The organism is Streptomyces sp. NPDC001843, from assembly GCF_042891955.1.
Lineage (GTDB): Bacteria > Actinomycetota > Actinomycetes > Streptomycetales > Streptomycetaceae > Streptomyces.
In genome coordinates, this window is sequence record NZ_JBIATQ010000001.1 from 453,111 (window position 1) to 473,462 (window position 20,352).

Here is a 20,352-nt window from a genome sequence, read left to right on the forward strand (position 1 = left end):
CGCCGGAGTCGCTCTTCAAAGGGCGACGAGCAGAGAGCCGTCGAAGAGGTGCACGGCAGCCGAGTGACTGGGAGCACATCAGATACACGTCCTACTACCATGCACTCATTCGACGATCGGACGATCACGGGTACGGGCATGCGGCACGGCACGGGTGTCCGGGGGCGGGAACACGGGGATTTCAATGAGTGACGCACATCCGATACGAAGCCGCAGACCGGGCCTCTCGGTCGGTGCGCGCATCATCGCCGGGGTCGTCCTCGCCGTGATCGGGGCCGTCGGCGCCTGGCTCCAGCACGACGCTCCCGGCCGGAGGGCGGAGCCGCGTACGGAGTTCACCGCGCACAACCCGCCCGCCGGTCTGCCCACCGCGCTCACCACCGGCCAGCACCTCCACTGGTCCCGCTGCGCCTCGCCGCCCACCGCGCGCACGGGCTACGACTGCGCCGCCATGAAAGCCCCCCTCGACTACCGGAGACCAGACGGCAGGACGATCGACGTCGCCCTGATCCGCCGCAAGGCCACCGGCCCGAACGCCCGCCGCATCGGCTCGCTCGTCCTCAACTTCGGCGGCCCCGGCGTGTCCGGCGTGAGCGGACTGCCCGCACGCCTCAACCAGTACAAGCCGCTCCTCGACCGCTACGACCTGGTCTCCTTCGACCCGCGCGGCGTTGGCGCGACCATCCCCGTGCGCTGCGGGAAAACCGCGGACGACACCGGCTACGACGGGGCCGCCGCCTGCGCCAAGCACTCCGGGGCGCTCCTCCCGTACATCGGCACCTCGCGCACTGCGCGCGACCTCGACCTGATGCGCTACCTCCTCGGCGACGAGCGGCTGCACTACTTCGGCGTCTCGTACGGAACGGCGCTCGGCGCGGTCTACGCCCACCTGTACCCGTCGCACGTCGGACGGCTCGTCCTCGAGGCGTCCGTCGATCCGACCGAAGACCTCGACGAGGAGCAGGTGTCGCAGGTGAAGGCGGTCCAGGCGGCGTTCGACCGGTTCGCTGCGCACTGCGCGGCCCGTATCCGCCACTGCCCGACGGGCGACGGGCCCGAGGAGGCCGCGCGACGCATGGCGCGCCTGGCCGACCGCCTGGAGAAGAAGCCCGCCCCGGCCGGCGGCGGAAGGAATCTCGACGCCGACGGCCTCGCGTACGCCGTCAGCGACCATCTCGATCTCGGCACAGACGGCTGGTCGCCGCTCGCCAAGGCCCTCACCGCGCTGATCGACCACAACGACGGCCGTCCGCTGAGCAAGGGCGCGGACGACATCGGCTCCGCCGACCGCGCGGCGGCCCCCCGCGACATCAGCCGCGCCGCCCAGACCGCGATTACCTGTGCGGACTCCAGCCTGCGCCCCGGCTTTGAACGCCTCGACAGGGACGAGGCCCGCGTCAAGGCCGCCTCACCCGTCTTCGGCGCGGCCTGGTCCAACGGCGTCTACCTCTGTTACGACTGGCCGTTCGACGGCGAGCGCGTCACGCCCCAGGTGAACGCCGACGGCGCGGCCCCCGTCCTCGTGGTCGGCGGCACCGGCGACCCGACCACCCCCTACCCCGGCGCCCGCCACATGGCCCGCGCCCTGGGCGACGGTGTCGGCGTACTCCTGACGGCCGAGGAGGAGGGCCACGGCACATACCCGCAGAACCGCTGCGTCACGGAGACGGTCGATCAATACCTCCGCACGGGCCGCACCCCGGCCCCGGGGACGGTGTGCCGGGGCAGCATGTCCTGAGGCCCGTACGAATCCGCCGGGCGGCCGTCCGCACACCGGTTCGCTCGCAGGGGCCCCGGGCGTGCACCACCACACCGCCCGGTCCACACAACCACGCCGGCTGTCTGTGGGCCTTCGCATCCCTCCGGCGATCCCCAGGAGTCGTGGCTTGCCGAGCTGGCGTCCTGAGGTGTCTACGCTGATGTAGGGGGCATCGCGACGCGGCCGACCTCGCGGGGTGATCAAGATGCTCGACCTGTCCGCCACGTTGAAGGACTTTCCGGCGGTACGGGGCCGCGCCCCCTGGCCGGGACACGAGTACGTCAAGGGCTGGGGCGTGTTCGCGCTGCCCTTCGGCTCCGGTCACGTGCTCGCGCTGCGCGTCTTCCCGGAGAACGACTTCGGCCCGTACCGCACGCTGTGGCACCGCGACCCGGGCGGCGACTGGACGATCGACGTCGACGGGGCACGGCTGGACACCGCGTGCCCCAGGTACTATGGCGCCGCGTGCGTCCGCACGGGGTACGCGCACATAGAGCTCACCTGGACCGGCCCGGCCTCGCTGCGGGTGACAATGGATTCTCCCCCGCTGGACTGGACCCTCACGGCCACCTCGACCCGGCTCCTGGACCTCCTGAACACCGTCAGCGCGGCGCTGCCGCTCTCCACCTGGCGCACTCCTGCCTGGCTCCGGGCACGGCAGCGGCTGGCCCGCGCGCTGGGCATGGGCGACCTGCGCTTCCACGGGGTCATGCCGAGCGGCCACACCGGAACGCTCATGCCCCAGCGGATCTACTTCGTCGAAACCTCACGGGCCGTGTTCGACGGCGTCGACCTCGGCCGCCCCACCCACCTGCCGGACTGCCCGCGCATCGGTGCCTCGCGCCTGCCGGCCCGCGGTGTCCTCGCCATCGGCCAGGCGGTCTGGGAGGTCCTCGACCCCGCCGAGTACGAACGCACCCGCTCCGAGACCGCCCTGCGCCCCTAGGAGGCCCTGGGCCGGCTGACGCACAGGTCAACGCACAGACAGGGGTTTCCGCCCTCGGGGTGGTTTACCGCTCGGCAAGCCGCCGTCGGCACCGGCGCCGCCGGACACTCGGCCGGAGGCGGCGCCGGCCGCCGGAAGGGGGGCGGCATGGCCGAGAACGGGATTCTGATCGCGGTCCGGGAGCACCACCGGGACGAGGGTGCGAGCGCCGAGCAGTTGCGGCGGATCCGGGACGCCATCGAGGCGGGCGGGTTCGGGGTGCGCTGGGCGGTCGGTGCCGCCGACGCGGAGGCGGTGCTGCACACCGAGGCCGGGCTGGCCGCGGCGCTGGTGGCCTGGGACCTGCCCGGGGACGGGGGCGAGCCCGGCGGGGCCGCCGTGCTGCGCCGGATCGGACGGCGCTTCCAGGACCTGCCCGTGTTCCTGGTCATGGCGGACGACGGCGTACGGGACCTGCCGCTGTGGGTGTCGGAGTCGGTGGTGGGTTACGTCTGGCCGCTGGAGGACACCCCGGCCTTCATCGCGGGGCGGGTGACGACCGCCGCCCGCGCGTACCGGGAGGCGGTCCTGCCGCCGTTCTTCCGAGCGCTGCGCCGCTTCGACGACGCGCACGAGTACTCCTGGCACACCCCGGCCCACTCCGGCGGCGTCGCCTTCCTCAAGTCGCCCGCCGGGCGGGCCTTCCACGACTACTTCGGTGAGCGCCTGCTGCGCAGCGACCTGTCGATCTCGGTCGAGGAGCTCGGCTCGCTGTTCGAGCACACGGGACCGATCGGCGAGGCGGAGCGGAACGCCGCCCGGGTGTTCGGATCCGACCTCACCTACTTCGTGCTGCACGGCGACTCCACCTGCAACCGGCTGGTCGGCCACTTCAGCGTCACGCGCGACGAGATCGCGCTGGTGGACCGCAACTGCCACAAGTCGGTGCTGCACGGCCTGGTCGTCTCCGGAGCCCGCCCCGTCTACCTGATCCCCACCCGCAACGGTTACGGCCTGGCGGGCCCGCTGCCCCCGGCGGAACTCGACGCCGGTGCGGTGGCGGACCGGATCGCCACGCACCCGCTCGCGGCGGGGGCCGTCTCACCGCACGCCCAGTACGCGGTCTTCACCAACTCCACGTATGACGGCCTGTGCTACGACGCGGCGGCGACGGCGAGAGCGTTCGCGCCCAGCACGCCCCGCCTCCACTTCGACGAGGCGTGGTTCGCGTACGCCCGCTTCCACCCCCTCTACGCGGGCCGCTACGGCATGTCCGTGGACGAGGAGGCCTTCCCCGGCCCGGACCGGCCCACCGTCTTCGCGACCCAGTCCACGCACAAGCTGCTGGCCGCGCTGTCGCAGAGCGCCATGGTGCACGTCCGGCCCGCGCCCCGGGCGCCCGTGGAGCACGACCGGTTCAACGAGGCGCTGATGATGCACGGCACCACGTCACCGCTGTACCCGATGATCGCCTCGCTGGACGTGGCCACCGCCATGATGGACGGGCCGCAGGGCCGGTGGCTGGTCGACGAGGCGGTGACCGAGGCGGTCCGCTTCCGCCAGGAGATGGTGCGCGTCGGGCGGCGCATCGAGGCCGCCGGAGACCGGCCGCCGTGGTTCTTCGGCGTGTGGCAGCCCGAGACGGTGACCGATCCGGCGAGCGGCAAACGTCTCCCCTTCGACGAGGCACCGGCCGAGCTGCTGGGCACCGAGCCGTCCTGCTGGACCCTGGAGCCGGGCGCCGACTGGCACGGCTTCCCCGGGCTGAGCGAGGGCCACTGCATGCTGGACCCGATCAAGGTCACCCTGACCTGCCCGGGAATCAGCGCCACGGGCGAGATGGCGGACACCGGCATCCCGGCCCGCGTCCTGACCGCCTACCTGGCCACCCGGAACATCGTCGTGGAGAAGACGGACAGCTACACCACGCTGGTGCTGTTCTCCATGGGCATCACCAAGGGCAAGTGGGGCACCCTGCTGGACGCCCTGATGGACTTCAAGGCGCTGTACGACGGCGCGGCCCGACTGGACCGCGTGCTCCCCGAGCTCACCGCCGCGCACGCCCATCGGTACGCCGGCCTGACGCTCCCCGAGCTCTGCCAGGAGATGCACGACCACCTGCGCTCGGTCCGCCTCGTGGAGCTGCTGGACACCGCCTTCCAGCAACTGCCGGAGCCGGTGGCCCCGCCCCAGCTCTGCTACCAGCGCCTGGTACGCGGCGGCACCGAACGCGTCCGCCTCACCGAGGCGGCGGACCGCATCGCCGCGGCCATGGTCACCGTCACCCCGCCCGGAATCCCGGTCCTGATGCCCGGCGAGAACACCGGCACCCCCGACGGCCCCCTGCTCCGCTACCTCGCCGCCCTGGAGTCCTTCGACCGCCGCTTCCCGGGCTTCGCCAGCGAAACCCACGGCGTCACGGTCGACGAGGCCACCGGCGACTACCTGATCGAGTGCCTACGCCCGGAGCAGCACCCCCACCGGGCCACCACCCCGGCCCAACGCCACGCCCCCGGGCCGGCCCACCTGCCCCGCTGAACCACCGAGGGGCCGACGGTCCACGACCACCGCCCCCTCGGCACGGATCCGTCCCCGCTGCCCTTACAGCACCGGCAGGTTCTTCCGCAGCTCGAACGCCGTCACCTCGGAGCGGTACTCCTCCCACTCCTGGCGCTTGTTCCGGAGGAAGAAGTCGAAGACGTGTTCGCCGAGGGTCTCGGCGACCAGGTCGCTGTTCTCCATGAGGGTGAGGGCCTCGCCGAGGTTCTGCGGGAGGGGTTCGATGCCCATGGCGCGGCGCTCGGCGTTGGAGAGGGCCCAGACGTCGTCCTCGGCGCCGGGCGGGAGCTCGTAGCCCTCCTCGATGCCCTTGAGGCCGGCGGCCAGCAGCAGCGCGTACGCCAGGTACGGGTTGGCGCCGGAGTCCAGGGAGCGGACCTCCACGCGCGCGGAGCCCGTCTTGCCGGGCTTGTACATCGGGACGCGGACCAGGGCCGAGCGGTTGTTGTGGCCCCAGCAGATGTAGGAGGGGGCCTCGCCGCCGGCGCCCGCGGTGCGTTCCGAGCCGCCCCAGATGCGCTTGTAGGAGTTGACCCACTGGTTGGTGACCGCGGAGATCTCCGCGGCGTGCTTGAGCAGGCCCGCGATGAAGGAGCGGCCGACCTTGGAGAGCTGGTACTCGGCGCCGGATTCGTAGAACGCGTTGCGGTCGCCCTCGAAGAGCGAGAGGTGCGTGTGCATGCCCGAGCCCGGGTGCTCCGAGAACGGCTTCGGCATGAAGGTCGCCTGCACGCCCTGCTCCAGCGCCACCTGCTTCATGACCAGCCGGAACGTCATGATGTTGTCCGCCGTGGAGAGCGCGTCGGCGTAGCGCAGGTCGATCTCCTGCTGGCCGGGGGCGCCCTCGTGGTGGGAGAACTCCACCGAGATGCCCATCGACTCCAGCATGGTGATCGCCTGGCGGCGGAAGTCCATGCCGATGTTCTGCGGGGTGTGGTCGAAGTAGCCGGAGTTGTCGGCGGGCGTCGGGCGCGAGCCGTCGAGGGGGCGGTCCTTCAGGAGGAAGAACTCGATCTCCGGGTGGGTGTAGAAGGTGAAGCCCAGGTCGGAGGTGCGGGCCAGGGCGCGCTTGAGGACGTAGCGCGGGTCGGCGAAGGACGGGGAGCCGTCGGGCATGAGGATGTCGCAGAACATGCGGGCCGTGCCGGGGGCCTCGGCGCGCCAGGGCAGGACCTGGAAAGTGGAGGGGTCCGGCTTGGCGATCATGTCGGACTCGTAGACCCGGGCGAAGCCCTCGATGGCGGAGCCGTCGAAGCCGATGCCCTCGTCGAAGGCCTGTTCCAGCTCGGCGGGGGCCACGGCCACGGACTTCAGGAAGCCCAGCACGTCCGTGAACCACAGGCGTACGAACCGGATGTCGCGCTCCTCCAACGTCCGGAGCACGAACTCCTGCTGCTTGTCCATCTTCCGCTTCCCCATCCTTGCTGGTCAGGCCGCCTGTCCCTCATACCACGGGAGGCGGTCGGGCACCTGAGCATCCCACCACAACACCATTTCACGCGTGTTGCCGACCTTGATCGCCCGGCCGTCCAGGGGCTGAACGGCCCGGGTACGGCGGGTGTACTGCTCTCGCCCCATCTTGCCCCCTGTGAGTCGCTCTTGTAATGGGCGGTCCGCCTCGGTTCCGTCCTCCCCCGTGAGCAACACCACGCCTCTTAAAGTTGCATCTCAAATGCAAGTTTAAATAGCGTCTGGATCAGTGCCGGACCCGTGTCGGGTCCGTCGATCCAGGAGGAGTCCGCCATGCTCTCCGAGCAGTCCGCAGCCACCGTCCGCGCCACGCTCCCCGTCGTCGGCGGTGCCATCGGCGAGATCACCGAGCGCTTCTACGCCGGACTCTTCGCCGCCCACCCCGAACTGCTGCGCGACCTGTTCAACCGCGGCAACCAGGCCGCCGGCACCCAGCGCCAGGCCCTCGCCGGTTCCATCGCCGCCTTCGCCACGCACCTCGTGGATCACCCGGACCAGCGGCCGGACGCCATGCTGTCCCGCATCGCGCACAAGCACGCCTCCCTCGGCGTCACGCCCGAGCAGTACCAGGTCGTGCACGAGCACCTCTTCGCCGCCATCGTCGACGTCCTCGGCGGGGCCGTCACGCCGGAGGTCGCGGCCGCCTGGGACGAGGTGTACTGGCTGATGGCGAACGCGCTCATCGCCGTGGAGAAGCGGCTGTACGAGGAGAGCGGCAGCCACGGATGGCGGGAGTGGGAGGTCGTCGAGCGGGTCACGGAGACCGCCGACGTGGCGAGCTTCCGGCTGCGCCCGGTCGACGGCGGGCCGGTGCGGGACTTCCGCGCCGGGCAGTACGTCTCCGTCCGCGTCGAGCTGCCGGACGGCGCGCGGCAGATACGGCAGTACAGCCTCTCCGGGGCGCCGGGCTCCTCGCTGCGGCAGATCAGCGTGAAGCGGGTGTCCGGCGACGCCGGCGGCGCGACCCCGGAGGGCGAGGTCTCGGGCCACCTTCACGCGCGCGTGCGCGAAGGCGACGTCCTCGAGCTGTCGGAGCCGTACGGCGACCTCGTCCTGGACGACGTCACGGACACGCCCCTGCTGCTCGCCTCCGCGGGCATCGGCGTGACCCCGATGATCGCGATGCTGGCGCAGCTGACGGAGACCGGCCACCGCGCCCCGGTCACCGTCGTCCACGGCGACCGCTCCCCCGCCGACCATGCCCTGCGCGCCGACCACGAGGCGTACGCGGCGAAGCTGCCGGACGCGGCCGTGCACCTCTGGTACGAGGAGCAGGCCCCGGCGGGGGCGCGGTCCGGGCTGGTGGACCTGAGCGGTGTCGTCGTACCGAGCGGCACGCGCGCGTACCTGTGCGGCCCGCTGCCCTTCATGCGGGCGGTGCGCGCCCAGCTGATCGAGAAGGGCGTGGCACCCGCCGACATCCACTACGAGGTGTTCGGCCCGGACCTGTGGCTGGCCTCGCGGGGCTGAGCCCCCAGGGCTGCGCTCTCAGCGCTGAGCCCTCAGGACGCCCGGCCGATCTCCAGCAGGAGCGGGCCGGTCGGGGCGGTGACCATGTCCGCCACCGTGAGCGGGTCCAGCGTGGCGAAGAACGCCTCCTGGGCCCGCCGCAGCGCGCCGCGCAGCCGGCAGGCGGAGTTCAGGGGGCAGGGTGTGGCGCCGCCCTCGCAGTCGACCACGTCGCCGTCGCCCTCGAAGGCGCGGACCACGGCGCCCACCGACGCGGTGCGCCCCCGCTCGGTGAGGGTGAGCCCGCCGCCCCGGCCGCGCCGGGCGTCGACCAGGCCCATGTGCTGCAGCTCGGCGACGACCTTGGCCGCGTGTGTGTACGGCACGTCCATGTCCCCCGCGACCTCGCGGGTCGTGGGGCTGGTCTCGCCGGCGACGGCGAGCCGCATGAGCATCCGCAGGGCCAGGTCGGTGGAGCGCAGCAGCCGCATGCCGCCAGCGTAGATAATGCGCATCCTGCATTCAAATTATCGTTTCCGTACAGTTTCCGGCCCTCACTGCGGCCGGTGACCCGTCTGCCATTACGATCAGCGGTCCCACCCGTCCCTTGCCTTTCCCCCAGAAGGACACCACCCATGGGTTCCGCGAAGATGACCGGCAACGCCGCGCGCAAGGCTCGAATAGAGGAGATGCGGCGTGCCGAGCAGGCCCGGGAACGGCGCAACCGGATCCTGACCGTCGCCGCGAGCGTGGTGGTGGTCGCCGGTCTCGCCGTCGGCGGTGTCGTGCTGGTGCGCTCGCAGCACGACTCGGGCGGCAAGGACACGGCGGCCGGTTCCAAGAGCTCCGGGGACTCGGGGCACTTCACGACCGACAAGGACGGTGTGCGGACCTGGTCGGGCAAGCTGTCCCGGACGCACGTCACCACGTCCGTGAAGTACCCGATGCATCCGCCCGTGGGCGGCAACCACAACCCGGTGTGGCTGAACTGCAACGGCAACGTCTACACCTCGCCCGTGAAGGACGAGAACGCCGTGCACGCGCTGGAGCACGGCGCGGTCTGGGTGACGTACACCGCCAAGGCGAAGAAAGCGGACGTGGACGCGCTCGCCGCCAAGGTGAAGCAGACGCCGTACACGCTGATGAGCCCGTACGAGAACCAGGCGGCGCCGCTGATGCTGTCGGCGTGGGGCCACCAGCTGACCGCGAAGAGCGCCGACGACCCGGCGGTGAACAAGTTCTTCGCCACCTATGTGCAGGGCAAGCAGACCCCTGAGCCGGGTGCCTCGTGCACCGGCGGGACGATGAAGTGATGCGGCTCGTCGGCTGGGTCGCGGGCGCCGCGGCGGCGGTGCTCGTCGCGGCCGGGGCGGTCACCTACGCGGTGGCCGAGGACGGGGCCTCCGGCACGAGCACGCCGGGCGCGGAGTCGGCGGACGCGGGCTTCGCGCGGGACATGGCGGTCCATCACCAGCAGGCCGTCGAGATGTCGTACATCGTGCGCGACCGCACGAAGAACGAGGAAGTCCGTCGGCTCGCCTACGACATCGCGCAGACCCAGGCCAACCAGCGCGGCATGCTGCTGGGTTGGCTCGACCTGTGGGGGCTGCCCAAGGTGTCGGCCGAGCCGCCGATGACCTGGATGGGGATGGGTGACATGCCCGCCGGCAAGGACGGCGCGCTGATGCCGGGCATGGCCACCAACAGCGACCTGAAGAAACTGCAGGGACTCAGCGGCAAGCAGGCCGAGGTGTTCTACCTACGGCTGATGACGGACCATCACAAGGGCGGCATCCACATGGCCGAGGGATGCGTGGCCAAGTGCACGGTCGGCGTGGAGAAGAGGCTCGCGCAGGGCATGGTGGACGCGCAGCAGTCGGAGATCCAGCTGATGGCGGACATGCTCAAGGAGCGCGGGGCGCAAGCGCGTTCTTAACGCTCCTGCAAGGACAAAAGCCCCAAATCCCCCTGCATGACCGTTCCTTGGGCTTCTCTTGACTTTAGCGTTCCCCTGGCATGAACGGTTCATCGAAAGAGTGGCCCCGATCGTGTGATCCATCGGGCCGAACCGCCGCGGGCCCGGCGCGGATCGCCGATGACCGACCACACATGCCTACATGCGCCTCTCATCAGGGGCGCATCGCAGGGGGTTACATGAGATCCAACCGCGCCAACCTGCGCACCGTGAGCCTGGCAGCGACACTGCCCATGGTCGCCGGTGCGCTGGCGCTCGGCATACCCGCGGCGCACGCCGCGGACAACCCGGGCCGGGACACGCTCGCGGGCACCAAGCCCGCCTGGGCCACGGCCAAGGCGGACAAGGGCGCCGCCTCCGACAGCGCCCAGGTCCACGCCCGGGTCTACCTGGCCGGCCGTGACGCGTCCGGCCTCGCGGCTTACGCCAAGGCGGTGTCCGACCCGAGCTCGCCGCAATACGGCAAGTACCTCAGCGCCAAGCAGGCCCAGGTCCGCTACGGCGCCACCAAGGCCCAGGTGGCCGCCGTCAAGTCCTGGCTGAAGTCGGCCGGACTGAAGGTCACCGGGGTCACGCAGCACTACGTCTCCGTCACCGGTGACGTGGCCGCCGCCGAGAAGGCGTTCGGCACCCAGCTGCACAACTACGCCAAGGGTTCCAAGACCTACCGCGCGCCGTCGAAGGCGGCCTCCGCGCCGGAGAGCCTGAAGGGCGCCGTCCTGACCGTCACCGGCCTGGACAACGCGCCGCACAAGGCCAACCACGACGACCAGCTGCCCGGACCGGGCACGGTGTTCAAGAACTCCGGGCCGTTCTCCTCGTACTACGGCTCGAACATCGCGAGCACGCTGCCCGACGCCTACGGCCAGAAGATCCCGTACGCCGTCAAGGGCTACACCGGCAAGCAGCTGCGCGCCGCCTACGGCGCCGGCACGTACACCGGCAAGGGTGTGCGGGTCGCCATCACGGACGCGTACGCCTCGCCGACCATCGCCTTCGACTCGCAGACCTACGCGAAGAAGCACGGTGACGCGGCCTGGAAGACCGGCCAGTTGAAGCAGGTGCTGCCGAAGAAGTACACGCACACCGGCGCCGACGAGTGCGACGCCTCCGGCTGGTACGGCGAGGAGACCCTCGACGTGCAGGCCGTGCACGCGGTCGCGCCGAACGCGAACGTCACCTACGTGGGCGCCGCGTCCTGCATGGACGACGACCTGCTCGACTCGCTCAGCAAGGTCGTCGACAACCACCTGGCCGACATCGTCTCCAACTCGTGGGGCGACATCGAGGCCAACCAGACGCCGGACCTGGCCGCCGCCTACGACCAGGTCTTCCAGTTCGGCGCGGTCGAGGGCATCGGCTTCTACTTCTCCTCCGGTGACAACGGCGACGAGGTCGCCAACACCAAGACGAAGCAGGTCGACACCCCGGCCAACTCGGCCTGGGTGACGGCGGTCGGCGGGACCTCGCTGGCGGTCGGCAAGGGCGACACGTACATGTGGGAGACCGGCTGGGGCACCGAGAAGGCCTCGCTGTCGGCCGACGGCAAGAGCTGGACGGGCTTCCCCGGCGCCTTCACCTCGGGTGCGGGCGGCGGCACCAGCAAGACCGTGGCCGAGCCCTACTACCAGAAGGGTGTCGTCCCGGACTCGCTCGCCAAGGCCAACAACGCCGCCGGCAACCGCGTCGTCCCGGACATCGCGGCGATCGCCGACCCGAACACCGGCTTCCTGGTCGGCCAGACGCAGACCTTCCCGGACGGGTCGGAGCAGTACAGCGAGTACCGCATCGGCGGCACCTCGCTGGCCGCCCCGGTGATCGCGGCCGTGCAGGCCCTGGCCCAGGAGGCGCACGGCGGCAAGGCGCTCGGCTTCGCCAACCCGGCCATCTACGCCAAGGCCGGCTCGAAGGCCTACCACGACGTGGTGGACAAGCCGACCGGTAAGGACCTCGCGGTCGCCCGCGTGGACTTCGCCAACGGCTTCGACGCCACCGACGGCCTGCTGACCTCGGTCCGCAGCCTCGGCAAGGACAGCTCGCTGTCCGCGGTCAAGGGCTACGACGACGTGACCGGCGTGGGCTCGCCCGCGAACGGCTACGTGGAGTCGTACAAGAAGCACTGAGGCACCGCCGGTAACGGCACCTGAGGGCCGCGGGATGTGATCATCCCGCGGCCCTTCGGCGTGGGTGAGGTGACTCCAGGCGACCCACCACCCTCATCGTGTCGCTCTGACGATTACACTGGCCCCGTGCCTCCCTTGAACTTCTGGTCGATCTATCAGCACGGGTTCGCACGCGTCGCCGCGTGTACGGGTCACACCGTCATCGCGGACCCGCCCGCCAACGCCGAAGCGGTCCTGCGCCAGGCGCGCCGGTGCGCCGAAGAGGGGGTCGCCGTCGCCGTCTTCCCGGAGATGGTGCTGTGCGGCTACTCGATCGAGGACCTGCTGCTGCAGGACGCGCTGCTCGACCGGGTCGAGGAAGCGCTCCAGGAGGTGGTGGCCGGGTCGGCCGACCTGCTGCCGGTACTGGTCGTCGGCGCCCCACTGCGCCACCGCAACCGCGTCTACAACTGCGCGGTGATCGTGCACCGCGGCCGCGTCCTCGGCGTCGTGCCCAAGTCGTACCCCCCGAACTACCGGGAGTTCTACGAGCGCCGGCAGATCGGCGACGGCTCCGACGAGCGCGGCGGATCGATCCGCCTCGGCGGCGAGACCGTGCCGTTCGGCGTGGACCTGCTGTTCGAGGCCCAGGACGTCCCCGGTCTCGTACTGCACGCGGAGATCTGCGAGGACATGTGGGTGCCGGTGCCGCCCAGCGCGGAGGCGGCCCTCGCCGGCGCGACCGTCCTCGTCAACCTCTCGGGCAGCCCGATCACGGTCGGGCGGGCCGAGGACCGCAAGCTGCTGTGCCGTTCGGCGTCCTCCCGCTGCCTCGCCGCGTACGTCTACGCGGCGGCCGGTCTGGGCGAGTCGACCACCGACCTGTCCTGGGACGGCCAGACCATGATCTACGAGAACGGCGTGCTGCTGGCGGAGTCCGAGCGGTTCCCGCTCGGCGACTCTCACGCGGTGGCCGACGTGGACCTCGACCTGCTGCGGCAGGAACGGCTGCGGATGGGCACGTTCGACGACAACCGCCGCACGCACAACGCTCGGACCGACGACTTCCGGACGATCACGTTCGAGCTCGATCCGCCGCTCACCGACCTGGGGCTGCGCCGCCACCTGGAACGCTTCCCGTTCGTGCCGGCCGACGCCGACCGCCTCGCCCAGGACTGCTACGAGGCGTACAACATCCAGGTGGCGGGCCTGCAGCAGCGCCTCGCCTCGATCGGCGGCCCGAAGGTCGTCATCGGCGTGTCCGGCGGCCTGGACTCCACGCACGCGCTGATCGTCGCCGCCCGCGCGATGGACCGCGCCGGCCGCCCGCGCAGCGACATCCTGGCCTTCACCCTGCCCGGCTTCGCCACCAGCGACCACACCAAGGACAACGCCCACAAGCTGATGAACTCGCTCGGCGTCACCGCGGCCGAGCTGGACATCACGCCGACCGCCCGGCTGATGCTGCGGGAGATGGGCCACCCGTTCGCGTCCGGCGAGCCGGTGTACGACGTCACCTTCGAGAACGTCCAGGCCGGTCTGCGCACCGACTACCTCTTCCGGCTCGCCAACCAGCGCGGCGGCATCGTGCTCGGCACCGGCGACCTGTCGGAGCTGGCGCTCGGCTGGTCCACGTACGGCGTGGGCGACCAGATGAGCCACTACAACGTCAACGGCGGAGTGCCGAAGACCCTGATCCAACATCTCATCCGCTGGGTCATCAGCAGCGGCCAGTTCGACGAGGAGACCGGCGACACGCTCGCCGCCATCCTCGACACCGAGATCAGCCCGGAGCTGGTCCCGGGCGAGGAGATGCAGTCGACGGAGTCGAAGATCGGCCCGTACGCGCTGCACGACTTCACCCTCTTCCACGTGCTGCGCTACGGCTTCCGCCCCTCCAAGATCGCCTTCCTCGCCTGGCACGCCTGGCACGACCCGGAGTCCGGCGCCTGGCCGCCGAACTTCCCCGACGCCAAGCGGGTGGCCTACGACCTCCCCGAGATCCGGCACTGGCTGGAGGTCTTCTGCCGCCGCTTCTTCGCCTTCGCCCAGTTCAAACGCTCGGCCATGCCGAACGGGCCCAAGGTCGCGGCCGGCGGTTCCCTGTCGCCGCGCGGCGACTGGCGGGCCCCTTCGGACGGCAACGCGCGGGCGTGGCTGGGGGACTTGGCGCGGTTCGACGTCCTGAAGGGGTGAGGGTCACGGCCCTCCTGGGGGGCAAGCGCGCATCACGGTGGTCACGCCTTCAGCAGTGGGTCACCGAACCGGTCAGGCAGGCGAAGAGCCAGGAGCCCCATCGCCGGCGACGGGCTTTGCGGCCTGGGCCCGCGCCCGGGCCGAAGCGGCCTCGACCTCGTCGCGGGTGAACTCCTTGTAGAAACGTTCCCCGTGGGCGTCGGTGATGTCGATGACGATGCCGGTCCAGTCCTCCGCGGGCTCCTCGGGTACATGCCCGAGTTGGTATTCGGAATCCCGGAGCAGTTCCTCCGTCACCCGCACCCCGGTCAGCCGCTCGGCGAGCGCGAAGACCGCCGCCTTGGTGTGGAAGAGCCCGTTCGTCTCGCCCTCGTCGTCCGACAGCGCGAGGCCGACCTCACGCATCACCGGGTTGAGAGCGTCGGGAGTGCTGCCGTCCCTGAACGTGGACCGCTCGAAGGTGGTCCGGAGTTCGCCGTCCTCGTACCAATTGAAGAAGTGCATGGGCTTGCCTCCATTACTGGAGTGCACCACCGCGCGCCCACCGGCCGACAGGGCCTCCAGGAAACGCGGCTGCATGCCCATACCCCCTTCTCCGACGTGCAGGACGAGTGTCCAGTCACCACCTTCGCCCGGGACGGTGAACGCTCCCGCGAGGAAGGAGTCGTCCCAGTAGTCCGCCGGGTCGCGCAGCTCGTCCTGCCGCTCGATCAACGCGTCAGCCCCTGTGCACGAACCCAGGGGCTCCGCCCCCATCACCCGCAGCACCTCCCCCGGGGCGACACCCCGCACCAGGGTCAGGGTGTACCCGGCCTCCAGCGCGTAGCCGAACAACGGGTAGGAACGTATCCAGGCATAGTCCTGTGCCGTCACCGAAGTCATGCGGCACAGTCTGCCTGCTGCCACTGACAAGGCCGTGGAACTGCGAGCGTCGCGAACACGAAGGCTACCGGGAACGAAAACCGGCCATCTGCGATCACCCATCGCGTCCCGCCGGCCGTCAGCACACACAGGCATCCCACGGGAAAGCGCAGGTGCGCCTGCGGATGAGCACCACTGCCGGGCAGACTCACTTGCCGCCAGGTTCACGCCACCAACTGCCGCACAGAGTGAACACCTGTACGGGTTCTTCTCTGTGTGCCTAAAGTGGCGCCGCGCACCGGCGGAGCCTGATCACTCCGTACGCGCACGTCACTCAGCGACCGGGGGAACGCCGTCGCTCACGGGGAGGGGTCGCATCGTCATGCCGTCGCGCCAGGCGTCGGTACACATGAACCCGGCAAGTCCCGCGCATTCCTGAGTCGACCTCAGGAACACGCCACTGCTGCCTGTTCTTCAGCCGCCCCCACGGCCCGCGCCCCTTGAAACGAAACGAAGAAAGGGATGCCTCCTTGCAGCCCAGACCATGGTTCCGCCTGCCCGGGCCCCTGAGACCCGGTAGGGCGGGAAAGCTCACCACCGCCATCACCTCCGTCGCCACGCTGGCCCTGCTCACCGGCCTCGCGGTCCAGCCCGATCTCGCCGCGAGTCTGACCGGCGCCCACTCCAGCGACCGGCCGGACGACTGGTTCGAGACCACCGGCGACGAGCAACTGCGTCTCGACCAGTGCCTGATGGGCGACGCGCTGCGCCTCGGCGGCCCGGGCATGTACACCTTCGCCCAGAACGCCCTCAACCAGACCCCCGAGAAGCTGCGCGAACTGGCCACCCTCGACGGGGCGTACAACGGCCCGCTGCATGATGCCTACAACCAGGACGAGGCCACCACCGACGCGAACTGGAAACGGCTGCACGCCCGTGAGGCGGCGTGGGAGAAGCCACTGGACGGTCTGCCCAATCCTGGCGGCTTCACCGACACCGAGTTCCACTGGGTGCCCGGCGTCCACGAGGGAGGCGACTTCTACGACCAGACCGGCCTCGGCAAGTGGGCCGGCGGTCCCGACTGGGTCGAGAAGTTCGACTTCTACGACCCCACCCCCAAGGCCGACGAGAAGACGCTCAAGGCCGTCGACGATCTGGGGACCCCCCTCTACGGCAAGGACCCCGACCCGAACCTGCCCACCGACCAGTGGAACCGCGCGCGGAACGAGCGCGACGCGTTCGAGTGGCTGCACGGCTTCGCCACGGAGGATGCCGGCGCCGACAACGCCCGTATCTTCCTGGCCTCGGGCGGTTGGCCCCGCACCGCGCCGGAGCCGGGCGGCGCGGAGTACCGGATCGCGGTCGAGGACCTGAAAACCCGCTTCGCCACCTGCGCCTGGCGTGACCCGATCGACCCGAACAAGACGCTCCGCCAGGCCGAAGACGTCGCCGCGCAGGAATGGCAGCAGGAGATCGCCTCCCAGGCCACCCAGCGCAACCAGATCCTCAACGCGAACCGGGACGCCACCACCGCCCTCACCAAGGGCGCCGAGACGATGGCCGAGCTGCTCGGCCAGTCCTGGGTCGCCGACCACCTCACGCGCTGGCAGGACTACTGGAGCGCCGGGGGCTTCGGCTGGATCGGCGACGGCCAGCTGGAGATCCAGGTGCCGGGAGCCACCGGCAAGTGCCTCGACGTGGCCGGCGGCGGCAAGACCAACGGCACCCCGGTGCAGATCTACACCTGCAACAGCGGCGCGGCCCAGAAGTGGCATCTGTGGGGGTCCGAGGACGGTGGCTACCGCCTGATGAACCCCAATTCGAGCCTGAAGTGCCTGGACGTGGCAGGCAGCAGCAACGCCGACGGCGCCAAGATCCAGATGAGGGACTGCGCCGCCACGAAGACCCAGTTCTGGGACTTCGACGTCCGCACCCCGGGCGCGCTGCGCAACACGGTGACCGGCAAGTGCCTGCACCTGCCCGGGTTCGACAACAGCAAGGACGCCGTGCAGTCCACCTGCAACGGCTCCAGCGCGCAGAAGTTCCGCGTCGTGCCCAAGACCCACACCGGCGACGACAAGCTGGACTACCCGGACAAGGCCCAGTTCGACAAGGCCAAGGCCGGGGTCACCGCCGCGCAGACCGCGGCGAAGGCGCAGCTCGCCGTCCTCAAGACGCAGCTCACCGCCGCGCAGAAGGCCGCCACCGCGTCGGACACGGCCGTCCAGGCGGCCTACGGCATCGCTGATGCCAACGGTGCTCCGCGGGGCCGTGGTCTGCTGGTGGGTCAGCAGAAGGACCAGGTCACCAAGGGCGCGGCTGCCGCGGTGACGGCGCTGGAGAAGGCGGGCGAGACGGCTGAGGCCGCTACCCGTGCCGCCGCCGGGGACAGCGCGACCATCGCGCAGCGCGCCCTCGCCCAGGCCGCGCAGTCGAAGGCGGAGTTCCGCAAGAAGGCCGCCGAGACCGCGGAGTTGCAGGCCAAGGCGGCGGCCGACGCGGCCAAGGTGCACCGGGACAACGCCAAGGCGGACAAGGAGACCGCGGAGGCCAAGCTCGGCGTCGCGCTGAAGGCCGAGGGCGACGCCAAGGCGGCCGCCGCCGACGCGCACGCCAAGCGGCTCGCGGCGGAGGCCGAGGAGAAGACGGCCAGGGCGGAGAAGGAGACGGCGGCGGCCAAGCAGGCCGAGGCCGCCCAGCACCGCAGGAACGCCGAGGCGGAAGCCACCAAGGCCGGCGACGCCAAGTCCCGGGCCGAGACGGCGGAGAAGACCGCCGAGGACCGGCGCGACGACGCGGTCAAGGCCAAGGACCACGCCAAGGCCATGCGGGACGACGCCTGGGACGCCAAGCAGAAGGCGGACGCGGCCCGCGCCAAGGCCGACGCCAAGGACGCCTACGCCGACTCCCGGGACTCCGGGGACGCCGCCGACGCAGCCCGCGCCGCCGCGAACGACGCGGACAACGCCGCCGACGATGCCGAAGCAGCCGCGACGAAGGCCCGTTCCGAGGCCGATGCGGCCACCCAGGCGGCGGCCGCCGCCGACGCCGCCGCCACCCGCGCCGAAGCCGCGGCCAAGCGCGCCCGCTCCGACGCGGACGCCGCCCAGGCCGACAAACTGAAGGCCGACGCGGCCGTCAAGACCGCCACCAGCGCCGCCGCCGACGCCATCAGCGCCTCCCAGGACGCGTCAACCGAGGCCAAGACGGCCGTCAAACTCGCCGACGAGGCCGAGCAGCACGCCAAGGACGCCAAGACCCAGGCCGACGCAGCCAACGTGGAGGCCGGCAAGGCACTCGCCGCCGCCGCGAAGGCCGCCGGATTCGCCCACGTCACCGCCCAGGCCGCCGTGGACGCAGGCAAGGCAGCCGAGCAGGTAGCCAACCCGGCCAACGACGCCATCCAGCTCGGCTCCGCCTACGTCGACACCGACTCCGCCGCCGGCCTGGTCGTACTGACCGGACAGGCGTCCAAGTCCATCGCCGACCAGCAGCAGGCCGTCGCCGACGCACACGCCAAGAACGCCGCAGCCGAGGCCCAGGCCGCCAAGAACATCGCCGACCAGGCCAAGGGCGACGCCAAGGAGGCCTACCAGCACGCGGCGAACGCCGCCCAGTACGCGGCCGACGCCCGCACCTACTCCAAGGAGGCCCTCGGCTACGCGGCCGACGCCGCCAAGGCCGCCTCAGCAGCGGCAGCGTCCCTGGCCCGCACCATCGACTACGACCAGCAGGCCACCGCCGACGCCGCAGCCGCCGACAAGGCCGCCGGCAACGCCGAGGGCTACGCCAAGGACGCCCGCGACTCCGCCGACACCGCCGCACTCGACGCCGCAGCCGCCCGCTCCGCAGCCGCCCAGGCCGAACAGGACGCCAAGGACGCCCGCGCCGCCGCCACCCGCGCCGACGCAGCCGCCACCGAAGCGGAACAGGCGGCCAAGGACGCCGACAAGTACGCCACGGAAGCCCAGGAAGCCGCCGATCAGGCAGAACGCGAGAAGGCCAACGAGCAGGTGGGCGCGGGCGGGAACACTGGTATCGCCGGTGTGTTCACCATCGTCGACAAGATCGAACTGGTCGGTGACCCGCGTCAGCAGAGTCCTTGCATCGGCCGCCCATGCACCACGCACTTCGATCTGACGTTCAACGCGACCGTTAGCTTCTACATGTGCACCAATCCGGACGTACCGGCGACCGAGTCCGGATGCCCGAAGGCAGACACGGTCTTCCTCGGTACGCAGACGTTCAAGGACCTGCACAAGTCGATCGAGTACACGTTCCAGGAGGCCGACTACGGGGACCTCATCAGGATCGTGGGCAAAGCCGCCTACAACGTCCTTGTCAAGGACTTCGTCGACTGCTACCACAAGTTGACACCTGGCAACGACGGAGGGACCGCCTCCGGTTGCGCATGGGCGGCCGCCGCCTTCGTTCCCGCCGGCAAGATCGCCGAGGCCATCGAGGCTTTCCGGGTCTTCACCAAGGCTCTGCGCACCGGCGCGGGCGTCGAGGAGGCGATCGATCACCTCCGGGTTGCCGATCGCGCGACCATGGAGGCTCTGGAGTCCGCCGCGGTGGCGAACCTCGCTGCCGCCGAAGGCGAGAAGATCACTCGCGGCGCTCTGGAGGCCCGTCTCGTCGAGTACATCCGCCGGTATTCGCTCGGCGTCGACCCGGCAAAGGGACTGAAGTTCAACAAGGGCGAGATGCATTCGGCCCTGCGCGTGGAAAGCGAGCGCGGGGTGCAGCTCACCCGGGACAAGACCGGCGACCTGGAATGGTATGATCAGGCCGGACGAGGGTATGACGCAGTCGGGAATTCACCCTCGGAATACCTGCAGATTCCACAGTTCGTGAAGTCCATCAAGGCGCATCTACTGAAGACGGAGAAATCCGGGCGGTTCGTTTCCTTCGTTCCGGTGGACGTGTCCACGTACACGGCCGAGCAGATCAAGGCGATCAAGGCTGCCGTCAAGGAACTTCCGGAGGCCGATCAGGCCCGGATCTTCTACGTCGGTGACCACACCTGATCCGTCCGTCTACTTGCGGTGGGCGG

Annotated in this window: 12 protein-coding genes; 9 read left to right on the forward strand and 3 right to left on the reverse strand. The window is 70.6% G+C overall.

Going from position 1 to position 20,352, the window contains the following annotated elements:
* Positions 1-184: 184 nt before the first annotated feature.
* The 3 genes from ACFYZQ_RS02110 to ACFYZQ_RS02120 all read left to right on the forward strand — a co-directional run bounded on the left by ACFYZQ_RS02110 (position 185) and on the right by ACFYZQ_RS02120 (position 5,222).
* The gene (locus ACFYZQ_RS02110; RefSeq protein WP_389140643.1) at positions 185-1,738 is read left to right on the forward strand and encodes an alpha/beta hydrolase; all 1,554 of its coding nucleotides are present in this window, start codon (positions 185-187) and stop codon (positions 1,736-1,738) included.
* 226 nt (positions 1,739-1,964) lie between these two features.
* Positions 1,965-2,705: a hypothetical protein gene (locus ACFYZQ_RS02115; RefSeq protein ID WP_389140645.1), complete on the forward strand. Its 741-nt coding sequence runs from the start codon at positions 1,965-1,967 to the stop codon at positions 2,703-2,705.
* A 147-nt stretch (positions 2,706-2,852) separates the two neighbouring features.
* Positions 2,853-5,222, forward strand: coding sequence for an Orn/Lys/Arg decarboxylase N-terminal domain-containing protein (locus tag ACFYZQ_RS02120; RefSeq protein WP_389140647.1), 2,370 nt, complete (start codon positions 2,853-2,855; stop codon positions 5,220-5,222).
* 63 nt (positions 5,223-5,285) lie between these two features.
* Here the strand turns inward: ACFYZQ_RS02120 and glnA are convergent, their stop codons facing one another.
* On the reverse strand, positions 5,286-6,647 hold the full coding sequence (glnA, locus tag ACFYZQ_RS02125; protein WP_361437730.1) for a type I glutamate--ammonia ligase: 1,362 nt from the start codon (positions 6,645-6,647) through the stop codon (positions 5,286-5,288).
* Between the two features lie 339 nt (positions 6,648-6,986).
* Between glnA and ACFYZQ_RS02130 the strand changes: the two genes are divergently transcribed.
* A complete protein-coding gene (locus ACFYZQ_RS02130; protein WP_389140649.1) occupies positions 6,987-8,183 on the forward strand; it encodes a globin domain-containing protein in 1,197 nt (398 codons plus the stop codon).
* A gap of 32 nt (positions 8,184-8,215) precedes the next feature.
* On the opposite strand, the gene ACFYZQ_RS02135 is transcribed toward ACFYZQ_RS02130, so the two are convergent.
* Complete coding sequence (locus ACFYZQ_RS02135; protein ID WP_388788151.1) at positions 8,216-8,653, reverse strand: Rrf2 family transcriptional regulator; 438 nt, start codon at positions 8,651-8,653, stop codon at positions 8,216-8,218.
* Between the two features lie 144 nt (positions 8,654-8,797).
* On the opposite strand from ACFYZQ_RS02135, the gene ACFYZQ_RS02140 reads away from it, so the two are divergent.
* From ACFYZQ_RS02140 to ACFYZQ_RS02155, 4 genes are all read left to right on the forward strand, one after another.
* The gene (locus ACFYZQ_RS02140; protein WP_389140652.1) at positions 8,798-9,475 is read left to right on the forward strand and encodes a DUF3105 domain-containing protein; all 678 of its coding nucleotides are present in this window, start codon (positions 8,798-8,800) and stop codon (positions 9,473-9,475) included.
* On the forward strand, positions 9,475-10,098 hold the full coding sequence (locus ACFYZQ_RS02145; RefSeq protein ID WP_389140654.1) for a DUF305 domain-containing protein: 624 nt from the start codon (positions 9,475-9,477) through the stop codon (positions 10,096-10,098). The genes ACFYZQ_RS02140 and ACFYZQ_RS02145 overlap by 1 nt, the downstream gene beginning before the upstream one ends.
* A 218-nt stretch (positions 10,099-10,316) precedes the next feature.
* Positions 10,317-12,260, forward strand: coding sequence for a protease pro-enzyme activation domain-containing protein (locus ACFYZQ_RS02150; protein WP_389140656.1), 1,944 nt, complete (start codon positions 10,317-10,319; stop codon positions 12,258-12,260).
* Positions 12,261-12,386: 126 nt separating this feature from the next.
* Complete coding sequence (locus ACFYZQ_RS02155; protein ID WP_389140658.1) at positions 12,387-14,435, forward strand: NAD(+) synthase; 2,049 nt, start codon at positions 12,387-12,389, stop codon at positions 14,433-14,435.
* A gap of 72 nt (positions 14,436-14,507) precedes the next feature.
* Here ACFYZQ_RS02155 and ACFYZQ_RS02160 read toward each other — a convergent pair whose 3' ends face one another.
* Positions 14,508-15,317, reverse strand: a complete 810-nt coding sequence (locus ACFYZQ_RS02160) for a DUF6461 domain-containing protein (RefSeq protein ID WP_389140660.1) — start codon at positions 15,315-15,317, stop codon at positions 14,508-14,510.
* 509 nt (positions 15,318-15,826) lie between these two features.
* Here ACFYZQ_RS02160 and ACFYZQ_RS02165 point away from each other — a divergent pair.
* Positions 15,827-20,326: a ricin-type beta-trefoil lectin domain protein gene (locus ACFYZQ_RS02165; RefSeq protein WP_389140662.1), complete on the forward strand. Its 4,500-nt coding sequence runs from the start codon at positions 15,827-15,829 to the stop codon at positions 20,324-20,326.
* Positions 20,327-20,352 lie beyond the last annotated feature (26 nt).

What these genes read in the sequence shown, in the direction of transcription:
- ACFYZQ_RS02110 (WP_389140643.1), top strand. Translation starts at nt 185, where the DNA reads ATGAGTGACGCACATCCGATACGAAGCCGCAGACCGGGCCTCTCGGTC.
- ACFYZQ_RS02115 (WP_389140645.1), top strand. Translation starts at nt 1,965, where the DNA reads ATGCTCGACCTGTCCGCCACGTTGAAGGACTTTCCGGCGGTACGGGGC.
- ACFYZQ_RS02120 (WP_389140647.1), top strand. Translation starts at nt 2,853, where the DNA reads ATGGCCGAGAACGGGATTCTGATCGCGGTCCGGGAGCACCACCGGGAC.
- glnA (WP_361437730.1), bottom strand. Translation starts at nt 6,647, where the DNA reads ATGGACAAGCAGCAGGAGTTCGTGCTCCGGACGTTGGAGGAGCGCGAC.
- ACFYZQ_RS02130 (WP_389140649.1), top strand. Translation starts at nt 6,987, where the DNA reads ATGCTCTCCGAGCAGTCCGCAGCCACCGTCCGCGCCACGCTCCCCGTC.
- ACFYZQ_RS02135 (WP_388788151.1), bottom strand. Translation starts at nt 8,653, where the DNA reads ATGCGGCTGCTGCGCTCCACCGACCTGGCCCTGCGGATGCTCATGCGG.
- ACFYZQ_RS02140 (WP_389140652.1), top strand. Translation starts at nt 8,798, where the DNA reads ATGGGTTCCGCGAAGATGACCGGCAACGCCGCGCGCAAGGCTCGAATA.
- ACFYZQ_RS02145 (WP_389140654.1), top strand. Translation starts at nt 9,475, where the DNA reads ATGCGGCTCGTCGGCTGGGTCGCGGGCGCCGCGGCGGCGGTGCTCGTC.
- ACFYZQ_RS02150 (WP_389140656.1), top strand. Translation starts at nt 10,317, where the DNA reads ATGAGATCCAACCGCGCCAACCTGCGCACCGTGAGCCTGGCAGCGACA.
- ACFYZQ_RS02160 (WP_389140660.1), bottom strand. Translation starts at nt 15,317, where the DNA reads ATGACTTCGGTGACGGCACAGGACTATGCCTGGATACGTTCCTACCCG.